The sequence below is a fragment of the Acinetobacter sp. YH12064 genome (genome assembly GCF_013419735.1).
GTDB lineage: Bacteria > Pseudomonadota > Gammaproteobacteria > Pseudomonadales > Moraxellaceae > Acinetobacter > Acinetobacter amyesii.
The window spans coordinates 1-8815 of record NZ_VOZP01000028.1 but is presented as its reverse complement, the minus strand read 5'-3'; the positions used below and the strand labels follow the sequence as shown (position 1 = coordinate 8815).

Here is an 8815-nt window from a genome sequence, read left to right as displayed (position 1 = left end):
TGTTCCATTTTAGAGATTTGTTTAAGATAAGATATAACTCATTGAGATGTGTCATAGTATTCGTCGTTAGAAAACAATTATTGTGACATTATTTCAATGAGTTATCTATTTTTGTCGTGTACAGAGCGCTTCATCAGAAAACTGAAGGAACCTCCATTGAATCGAACTAATATTTTTTTTGGTGAATCGCATTCTGACTGGTTGCCTGTCAGAGGCGGAGAATCTGGTGATTTTGTTTTTCGACGTGGTGACGGGCATGCCTTCGCGAAAATCGCACCTGCTTCCCGCCGCGGTGAGCTCGCTGGAGAGCGTGACCGCCTCATTTGGCTCAAAGGTCGAGGTGTGGCTTGCCCCGAGGTGATCAACTGGCAGGAGGAACAGGAGGGTGCATGCTTGGTGATAACGGCAATTCCGGGAGTACCGGCGGCTGATCTGTCTGGAGCGGATTTGCTCAAAGCGTGGCCGTCAATGGGGCAGCAACTTGGCGCTGTTCACAGCCTATCGGTTGATCAATGTCCGTTTGAGCGCAGGCTGTCGCGAATGTTCGGACGCGCCGTTGATGTGGTGTCCCGCAATGCCGTCAATCCCGACTTCTTACCGGACGAGGACAAGAGTACGCCGCAGCTCGATCTTTTGGCTCGTGTCGAACGAGAGCTACCGGTGCGGCTCGACCAAGAGCGCACCGATATGGTTGTTTGCCATGGTGATCCCTGCATGCCGAACTTCATGGTGGACCCTAAAACTCTTCAATGCACGGGTCTGATCGACCTTGGGCGGCTCGGAACAGCAGATCGCTATGCCGATTTGGCACTCATGATTGCTAACGCCGAAGAGAACTGGGCAGCGCCAGATGAAGCAGAGCGCGCCTTCGCTGTCCTATTCAATGTATTGGGGATCGAAGCCCCCGACCGCGAACGCCTTGCCTTCTATCTGCGATTGGACCCTCTGACTTGGGGTTGATGTTCATGCCGCCTGTTTTTCCTGCTCATTGGCACGTTTCGCAACCTGTTCTCATTGCGGACACCTTTTCCAGCCTCGTTTGGAAAGTTTCATTGCCAGACGGGACTCCTGCAATCGTCAAGGGATTGAAACCTATAGAAGACATTGCTGATGAACTGCGCGGGGCCGACTATCTGGTATGGCGCAATGGGAGGGGAGCAGTCCGGTTGCTCGGTCGTGAGAACAATCTGATGTTGCTCGAATATGCCGGGGAGCGAATGCTCTCTCACATCGTTGCCGAGCACGGCGACTACCAGGCGACCGAAATTGCAGCGGAACTAATGGCGAAGCTGTATGCCGCATCTGAGGAACCCCTGCCTTCTGCCCTTCTCCCGATCCGGGATCGCTTTGCAGCTTTGTTTCAGCGGGCGCGCGATGATCAAAACGCAGGTTGTCAAACTGACTACGTCCACGCGGCGATTATAGCCGATCAAATGATGAGCAATGCCTCGGAACTGCGTGGGCTACATGGCGATCTGCATCATGAAAACATCATGTTCTCCAGTCGCGGCTGGCTGGTGATAGATCCCGTCGGTCTGGTCGGTGAAGTGGGCTTTGGCGCCGCCAATATGTTCTACGATCCGGCTGACAGAGACGACCTTTGTCTCGATCCTAGACGCATTGCACAGATGGCGGACGCATTCTCTCGTGCGCTGGACGTCGATCCGCGTCGCCTGCTCGACCAGGCGTACGCTTATGGGTGCCTTTCCGCAGCTTGGAACGCGGATGGAGAAGAGGAGCAACGCGATCTAGCTATCGCGGCCGCGATCAAGCAGGTGCGACAGACGTCATACTAGATATCAAGCGACTTCTCCTATCCCCTGGGAACACATCAATCTTACCGGAGAATATCGTTGGCCAAAGCCTTAGCGTAGGATTTCGCCCTCTCCCGCAAACGACCCCATGTGGGCGGTAAAATCAGCTATGTCCGTATTCCCTCACCTGAAGACTTCTGGTGATGAAAATGGCATCCCCACCCGGAAACTGGAAAACCCGCTATAAAGCCAGTGATCTTGCAGACCATCAAAGATTAGAAATGACCTGCAAGAAATGTAACCGCCTTGTTTATATCAATAAGGCAATGATCAGCTCAATTCGAGGACACGAGCAATTATATTTGGACGAAGTTGAACGACGCGCACGCTGCAAAGCTCAAAATTGCCGTGGCACCATGCGCATGGCAATGGTGCGTCTTGATGAACTCAGCGGTTTTATTGGCGGGATTGCTTGATCTCCCGCCAAGATTTTAAGATCGCAATAAACTGGCTGACTGGCGCAATAATGGTATAGCAATAAGATAAAGGCTTGCTGCGACGAGCCAAACCCAACCATCCCACTGCCCCGCGGTTAAGCCATAAAGCGTCGTAAATCCGACCGGCCCGATAATCGAGGTTATATTCGTCAACCCCGTTAAAGTTCCCTGTAAAGCACCTTGTTTTTCATCGCAAACAAGACCTGAAATAATGGCCTGCAAAGCAGGCATACCAATGCCGCCTGTGGCCAGCATAAAAATTGCCGGCAGAACCATCCAGCTTTGCGTGATAAAAGCCAGCAATAAAAACCCGCACATATCAGCGCCCATTCCAAGCAGCAACACACCGCGGTCACCCAGTCGCTTTGAAAGAGTGCCGGTTAAAACAGCTTGTACGAATGTATGTGCTGCACCAAAAACGGCCAGCGACACACCTGCTGTGCCAATATCCCAATTCAAGCGCTGTTCGCCATAAATCACCCACAAAGCGGCGGGCGCCTGCCCAATCAGCTGCATAAGAAAAAACAACGCAAAAAAGCTGGCAAGTCCCTGAACTGCAAAATTGAAGCGAAAGCCTTCAAACAAATTGATTTTGGCTGGCTGTCCTTCAGGCGGTTGTGACGGCGTTTTGGGCAACAAGAAAGCCACCAAACAAAAGGCAATTGCATTGAGAAGAGCCCCTGCCACAAAGGGCGCATGCACAGATATATCACCAAGAACACCGCCAATAGCAGGCCCTGCAATCATACCTGCACCAAAACACGCCCCCATAAAACCAAACCAACGCGCACGTTCTTCCTGTTTAGTTGTATCAGCGATAATTGATGCCGCGATTGCACCAGTTGCTCCGGTAACACCTGAGATAATCCGGCCGATATAAAGCACCCATAAAACAGGCGCTGCCGCCATTATGCTATAATCAATCGTGGCACCTAAAAATGAAACCAGCAAAATAATCCGCCGTCCATAGCGGTCAGATAACCGCCCTAAAACGGGCGCGCAAAAGACCTGCATAAACGCATAAAGCGATAAAAAAACACCATAGTGAAATGCTGTTTGCTCTGCCGGTACAAATTCATTTAATAAAGCCGGAACCACCGGCATGATTAATCCCAAACCAATCGCATCAAGCGCGACAACAATGAGTGCGGTTATAAGTGATTTTGACATAGATGTGACTTTTATTTATCATTGATAAGTTGGCGATAATAAACTTTATCAACGATAAATTGTCAAGAGGTAATGCAATAAAATGACCAAATTGGATCGTGAGACCGTTATTCAGGCTGCACTTGAACTTCTCAACGAAGTCGGTGTTGACAATTTAACAACGCGAAAATTGGCCGAGCGCCTGAAGGTGCAGCAACCTGCTCTTTATTGGCATTTTCGCAATAAGCGCGCCCTGCTTGATGCCTTATCTGAAGCCATGTTAGAAAAAAATCACACCCGCACCGTGCCTCAGACAGGAGAAGACTGGCGTGTCTTTTTAAAAGAAAATGCACTCAGCTTTCGTAGCGCACTGCTTTCTTATCGTGATGGCGCACGCATTCATGCGGGCACACGCCCAACCAGTGCGCAATATGAGCGCGTGGAAAAACAGATCAGATTTTTATGTGAGAGCGGATTTGAACAGCCCGATGCCGTACGGGCATTAGTGATTGTCAGTCATTATACGACGGGCTCTGTCAGTGAGCAGCAAGCAGCCCTCGAAGATAGTTCTGAACGCAAACAAGCCTCAAAAGAAGCCCCTGCACAGCCATCACAGTTTCTATCTCATGCCTTTGATACATTCGATGCGGAAGGTGCCGATTTTGCCTTTGAATATGGATTGGATGCTTTAATTTCCGGTCTGGAAATGAAGAAAGCCACAAAATAACTTAGCAGATGCAACATAAAAAAGCCCCGCAAAGCGAGGCTTTTAAAATGATTAACTTAAAGATTATGCTTTTGGTGCAGCTTTTGGTTTGCGTGTTGAATAGACGACAAAGAACCCTGCAACCAAACCATAACCAAGCCATTTAAATGGCAGTATATCCGCATCTTCGCTGCGGATTGCACGTACCGCAACCGTGCCCGGACGTGTTTCCACACCCGCTTTACCACTGCTTTGAGCCGCTTCAATCTGATCAGGTGAGACGACCCATTCACGGCCTGTATATTTATCATAGGCCATAAAACCAAAGCCCACGATGAGTGCGGTGATTGCGCCTGCAATCAAACGAATGCGCATATTCATATCAAATTTCCATTATTTAATCTTGTTCAGCTTTTAAGCTGACAACAGCAAAAACATCAATTAGCAAAGCCGATCACTTATTATTATCTAATTCAAAATCACAAAATGGGGTCGTTTGCGGGAGGGGGCGGAATCCTACGCTAAGGCTTTGGCCAGCGATATTCTCCGGTGAGATTGATGTGTTCCCATCCGAGCGGCGAAACATGGGCCAAGAGATCGGGCGATAGCAGCTTTCCATCGCGTTTCTGGTTTGCAACGACCTCGCCGAGCTTCATGGTGTTCCAGAAGATGATGATGGCGGCGAGCAGATTCATGCCGGCGATGCGGTAATGCTGGCCTTCGGCGGAACGGTCGCGGATTTCACCGCGGCGGTGGAAGCTGATTGCCCGCTTCAGCGCATGATGAGCTTCGCCTTTGTTGAGCCCGATCTGGGCACGCCGTTGGAGTTCGGCATCCAGAATCCAGTCGATCATGAACAGGGTGCGCTCGACGCGACCGACTTCCCGCAGGGCTGTCGCGAGCTCGTTCTGCCGCGGATAGGAGGCGAGTTTCCGCAGAATCTGGCTTGGCGCGACGGTCCCGGCAGCAATGGTGGCGGCGATGCGCAGGATGTCGGGCCAATTGCGCTCGATCATGGCTTGGTTGACCTTTCCGCCGATCAACGCTCGCAGGTGCGCCGGGGCGGCCGACGGATTGAACGCGTAGAGCCGTTTGGATGGCAGGTCGCGGATGCGCGGAGCGAACCGGTAGCCGAGAATGGCACATGCGGCAAAGACGTGATCGGTGAAGCCGCCCGTGTCGGTGAACTGCTCGCGGATATGGCGTCCAGCATCGTTCATCAGCAGGCCATCGAGGATGTAAGGCGCTTCGCTTGCCGTTGCAGGAATCACCTGGGTTGCGAACGGCGCATATTGGTCGGAGACGTGGCTATAGGCTTTCAGGCCCGGGGTATTGCCATATTTCGCGTTGACCAGGTTCATGGCCTCACCTTGCTCTGTAGCGACGAAGAACTGTCCGTCGCTCGAAGCCGACGTGCCCATGCCCCAGAACCGGGCCATGGGTAACGCTGCCTGTGCCTCGACCACCATGGCCAGCGCCCGGTCATAGGCTTCGCCCTCGACATGCCACCGTCCAATGCGGATCAATTCCCAGAAGGTGTGGGTGTTTGTCGCATCCGCCATTTTGCGCAAGCCGAGGTTGATCCCTTCCGCCAAGATAACGTTCATTAGCCCGATCCGGTCAGCGCAGGGTGCTCCTGTGCGCAGATGGGTGAACGCTTCGGTGAAGCCGGTCGCCGCATCCACCTCCAGCAGGAGATCGGTGATGCGCGTGGGCGGGATCTGCTTGTAGAGATCGAGCACCAGATCTTCGGCGCCTGTCGGCGCGGCGGCTTCGAGTTTCTCGATATGCAGAACGCCGTTTTCAATCGACCCGCCCGGGATCGTGCCTGCGCGAGCGGCACGGCCAAGCTCGCGCAACCGCATGTCGAGGCGAGCTTGCCGGTCTGCCAGCCATTCCTCCGGCCGCAATGGCACAGCGAGACGACCGCCTTCCGCGATGGATTGTGCCGGAACGAGTGCGTGTTTCAGATCGCCATAGCGCCGGGACCTAGTAAGCCAGACATCTCCGGAGCGGAACGCATCGCGCAGATGGAACAGCACCGCGATCTCCCATAGGCGAGCGTCGCCAGCCCTCTGGGCCCGAAGGTGGCGATGCCATTTCGAGCTGGGCCGCAAGAAGCTGGTCATCGCGGCATCGTTCAAACCGGTACGAAGGGCCGTCACCGCTTCCAGAAGCGGCAGTGCAACGGGCGCAGCTCGCAGATCGAGCAGGCGCAACATGCGTGGAGCGTATCGGCGGAAGCGGTGATAACCGTCGAGCACATGATTGAGCGGATCGTCGGCCATGGTGGCGGTCAGCCTGGTTGCCATTGCAACAAGGGTTTTTAAGCCGTCCCACCCTGACCCACTCGCGATGGCACTGTTGCAAATAGTCGGTGGTGATAAACTTATCATCCCCTTTTGCTGATGGAGCTGCACATGAACCCATTCAAAGGCCGGCATTTTCAGCGTGACATCATTCTGTGGGCCGTACGCTGGTACTGCAAATACGGCATCAGTTACCGTGAGCTGCAGGAGATGCTGGCTGAACGCGGAGTGAATGTCGATCACTCCACGATTTACCGCTGGGTTCAGCGTTATGCGCCTGAAATGGAAAAACGGCTGCGCTGGTACTGGCGTAACCCTTCCGATCTTTGCCCGTGGCACATGGATGAAACCTACGTGAAGGTCAATGGCCGCTGGGCGTATCTGTACCGGGCCGTCGACAGCCGGGGCCGCACTGTCGATTTTTATCTCTCCTCCCGTCGTAACAGCAAAGCTGCATACCGGTTTCTGGGTAAAATCCTCAACAACGTGAAGAAGTGGCAGATCCCGCGATTCATCAACACGGATAAAGCGCCCGCCTATGGTCGCGCGCTTGCTCTGCTCAAACGCGAAGGCCGGTGCCCGTCTGACGTTGAACACCGACAGATTAAGTACCGGAACAACGTGATTGAATGCGATCATGGCAAACTGAAACGGATAATCGGCGCCACGCTGGGATTTAAATCCATGAAGACGGCTTACGCCACCATCAAAGGTATTGAGGTGATGCGTGCACTACGCAAAGGCCAGGCCTCAGCATTTTATTATGGTGATCCCCTGGGCGAAATGCGCCTGGTAAGCAGAGTTTTTGAAACGTAAGGCCTTTGAATAAGACAAAAGGCTGCCTCATCGCTAACTTTGCAACAGTGCCACTGTTGATAATGCCTATATTGTGGCGAGTGAGAACATGAATGCTAATTTAACTTATGTTGCTTTGACCCGACATAAACATAATGTCGAAATTAATTATTCTGCTATGTCGTTTACCACGAATGAAAAAGAATTCGTTAAACGTCCAGATGGGAAAATCTCATATGATCAGAATTACAATCCTGTTGAAAAAGAAGTTACACCTTTTGAAAACTTCAAAAAAGTTCTAGGACGATCAGAAAAGAAAGAATTTTCTACAGACTTCACTTTAGTAGACAAGCAAGAAAAATTGATCAAAGCATATCTGCAAGATCACCGCCACCATATTGAAGATAAGCGGGAGATATACGGAATTAACTCGAAGATACATGCTTTAACTTCAGAGAATCGTACATTCACGAAGGAAGAAATTGTTACCGAGGTTCGTGCGAATCTTAAATCTAAATCTATTTTAGGTGATGAGATCGGTAGCATTAGAGGTATGAAAATTGCAAAAGGTGAGCTTCTCAAACTTGAGGAAGGGTTACAGATCAAGACTGGATTCTTTAAGAAAGAAACCTTTGAGAAGGGAACAGAATTAAAGGTTCTTGATGCCTACAAGATGAAAGATAAACCAATGATTAAAGCTCGAATCAATGATATGGAATATGAGATTCCATTTGAAAAACTTTCTGTTAAGTATTCAGATCGGTACTTCACAGAGTTTAAAGATCAGAGCGCACACCGTTTTACTGCCCGCAATAAAACTGAAGTTTATAGCGAGTACCGTGAGCAGTTATTGAAGCAAAAGATTACTGCACCGGAAGAAAATTTGAATGCTCCTAATCACAAGATGAAGCTGCAAAGCAATCTTAATACTACCCCTAGAAATACACCTAGAATCTAACTTCACCTGGCATAAGCAAGTGAAAATAACAAACCATAAAAGACTTTTTAATGAGTAAAGATGATCATGATAAATTTGTATTATTCCTGATAGTTGTAGGCTTTATCGTGTTAGTTGTTTGCGGTCTTGCGTGGCAGGGAGCAGGCATCTTTAACTTGCCTTTCACAGTGATGCTATGGACTATCATTAGATTAATTATCGTGGTATCGCTTGTATTTATTACTGGAAAATTCGGTCTATCAAGAGAGTTTACTTTCCCCGCAGCAGCAGTAGGTTTAGCTTTTAGTTTATTCCCTGTCCTTGATCATATTGCGTTAGGTTATTCTGCTAAAAATTTCTATGAAACCACTAATTTTATGGGGCAAACGGTTCGGGAATTTGGTGCCAGTAAAATTACGGTCTGGTGGGGTTCGATTTATGCCAAAATAGCCTATGCTAGCCTTGCAGGTTTAATTGGATATGGTGTTAAGGTCGCCACTGATGATTAAAAAAGAAAAACCAACTTGAAGTTGGTTTTTTTGGCACTGTTGCAAATAGAGATTTGAGTCGATGATGTTCCCTTTAAAAAGTACTTAGAGACCGAAAACCCTGTTGATTAGACACACTTCACCCTGAGGCTGACCATAATAAAATGACGATGCTTGTCC

Annotated in this window: 9 protein-coding genes and 2 pseudogenes; 7 read left to right on the top strand and 4 right to left on the bottom strand. The window is 50.1% G+C overall.

Annotation, left to right across the window (positions count from 1 at the left end):
* Window positions 1-156: 156 nt before the first annotated feature.
* From aph(3'')-Ib to FTU13_RS17025, 3 genes are all read left to right on the top strand, one after another.
* Complete coding sequence (aph(3'')-Ib, locus tag FTU13_RS17035; protein ID WP_001082319.1) at window positions 157-960, top strand: aminoglycoside O-phosphotransferase APH(3'')-Ib; 804 nt, start codon at window positions 157-159, stop codon at window positions 958-960.
* On the top strand, window positions 960-1796 hold the full coding sequence (locus tag FTU13_RS17030) for an aminoglycoside O-phosphotransferase APH(6)-Id (RefSeq protein ID WP_000480968.1): 837 nt from the start codon (window positions 960-962) through the stop codon (window positions 1794-1796). Before aph(3'')-Ib ends, FTU13_RS17030 begins: the two co-directional genes overlap by 1 nt.
* Window positions 1797-1963: 167 nt before the next feature.
* Entirely contained in the window at window positions 1964-2230 is a 267-nt protein-coding gene (locus FTU13_RS17025) for a hypothetical protein (protein ID WP_052928020.1), read from the top strand.
* A 15-nt stretch (window positions 2231-2245) separates the two neighbouring features.
* Here FTU13_RS17025 and tet(Y) read toward each other — a convergent pair whose 3' ends face one another.
* Window positions 2246-3421 carry a tetracycline efflux MFS transporter Tet(Y) gene (tet(Y), locus tag FTU13_RS17020; RefSeq protein ID WP_011931119.1) on the bottom strand — a complete coding sequence of 392 codons (1176 nt, stop codon included), beginning with the start codon at window positions 3419-3421 and terminating at the stop codon, window positions 2246-2248.
* Between the two features lie 82 nt (window positions 3422-3503).
* On the opposite strand from tet(Y), the gene tetR(Y) reads away from it, so the two are divergent.
* Window positions 3504-4127, top strand: a complete 624-nt coding sequence (gene tetR(Y), locus FTU13_RS17015; protein ID WP_011931118.1) for a tetracycline resistance transcriptional repressor TetR(Y) — start codon at window positions 3504-3506, stop codon at window positions 4125-4127.
* Window positions 4128-4190: 63 nt separating this feature from the next.
* Here tetR(Y) and FTU13_RS17010 read toward each other — a convergent pair whose 3' ends face one another.
* Entirely contained in the window at window positions 4191-4487 is a 297-nt protein-coding gene (locus FTU13_RS17010; protein WP_044501921.1) for a hypothetical protein, read from the bottom strand.
* A gap of 140 nt (window positions 4488-4627) precedes the next feature.
* Window positions 4628-6466 (bottom strand): annotated as a pseudogene (locus FTU13_RS17005) (Tn3 family transposase); the annotation flags it as partial.
* A 60-nt stretch (window positions 6467-6526) separates the two neighbouring features.
* On the opposite strand from FTU13_RS17005, the gene FTU13_RS17000 reads away from it, so the two are divergent.
* The 3 genes from FTU13_RS17000 to FTU13_RS16990 all read left to right on the top strand — a co-directional run bounded on the left by FTU13_RS17000 (window position 6527) and on the right by FTU13_RS16990 (window position 8656).
* Window positions 6527-7231: an IS6-like element IS26 family transposase gene (locus FTU13_RS17000; RefSeq protein WP_001067856.1), complete on the top strand. Its 705-nt coding sequence runs from the start codon at window positions 6527-6529 to the stop codon at window positions 7229-7231.
* Between the two features lie 88 nt (window positions 7232-7319).
* Window positions 7320-8168 carry a hypothetical protein gene (locus tag FTU13_RS16995; RefSeq protein ID WP_257226781.1) on the top strand — a complete coding sequence of 283 codons (849 nt, stop codon included), beginning with the start codon at window positions 7320-7322 and terminating at the stop codon, window positions 8166-8168.
* A gap of 50 nt (window positions 8169-8218) precedes the next feature.
* Window positions 8219-8656, top strand: coding sequence for a hypothetical protein (locus FTU13_RS16990; protein WP_000030933.1), 438 nt, complete (start codon window positions 8219-8221; stop codon window positions 8654-8656).
* An 84-nt stretch (window positions 8657-8740) separates the two neighbouring features.
* On the opposite strand, the pseudogene FTU13_RS16985 reads toward FTU13_RS16990, so the two are convergent.
* Window positions 8741-8815 (bottom strand): annotated as a pseudogene (locus FTU13_RS16985) (IS6 family transposase); the annotation flags it as partial.

Bases quoted from the DNA above. Each gene is read 5' to 3' on its own strand.
- FTU13_RS16995 (WP_257226781.1), top strand. From the start codon at position 7,320: ATGAATGCTAATTTAACTTATGTTGCTTTGACCCGACATAAACATAAT.
- FTU13_RS17010 (WP_044501921.1), bottom strand. From the start codon at position 4,487: ATGAATATGCGCATTCGTTTGATTGCAGGCGCAATCACCGCACTCATC.
- FTU13_RS17025 (WP_052928020.1), top strand. From the start codon at position 1,964: ATGGCATCCCCACCCGGAAACTGGAAAACCCGCTATAAAGCCAGTGAT.
- FTU13_RS16990 (WP_000030933.1), top strand. From the start codon at position 8,219: ATGAGTAAAGATGATCATGATAAATTTGTATTATTCCTGATAGTTGTA.
- FTU13_RS17000 (WP_001067856.1), top strand. From the start codon at position 6,527: ATGAACCCATTCAAAGGCCGGCATTTTCAGCGTGACATCATTCTGTGG.
- FTU13_RS17030 (WP_000480968.1), top strand. From the start codon at position 960: ATGTTCATGCCGCCTGTTTTTCCTGCTCATTGGCACGTTTCGCAACCT.